The organism is Amycolatopsis sp. 505 (assembly GCF_031625235.1).
Classification (GTDB): Bacteria; Actinomycetota; Actinomycetes; order Mycobacteriales; family Pseudonocardiaceae; genus Amycolatopsis.
The window spans coordinates 1-286 of the sequence record NZ_JACKQP010000043.1 but is presented as its reverse complement, the minus strand read 5'-3'; the positions used below and the strand labels follow the sequence as shown (position 1 = coordinate 286).

Below are 286 nucleotides of genomic sequence, written 5' to 3'. Positions count from 1 at the left end.
TGACGTGCGAAGACGGCCACGAGTCCCAGGCCCTCGGAGATGCCGTCCGCGGCGAGGTCGGCGTCGACGTCGTACGGCCTGCATGTCGCGAAGGCGGCGTCCGCGCGGTGGACGACCGTCTCGTGGGTCAGCCGCCGCGTCCAGAACCCGGCGCGCCGATCGGGGGTCCACGTCGACGTCGGGGTCTCGGCACCGACCTCGGCCACGGCGGCGACCAGCCGGTCCGCGCCGTCGTGCAGCCAGCCGCCGAGGGCCTCGAACGTCGGCGGGTCGTCGATCGTGACGG

At 74.8% G+C, this 286-nt stretch carries 1 protein-coding gene; it reads right to left on the bottom strand.

Annotation, left to right across the window (positions count from 1 at the left end):
- On the bottom strand, window positions 1-286 hold a 286-nt coding region (locus tag H5965_RS46060), incomplete at both ends, for a maleylpyruvate isomerase N-terminal domain-containing protein (protein ID WP_310977652.1).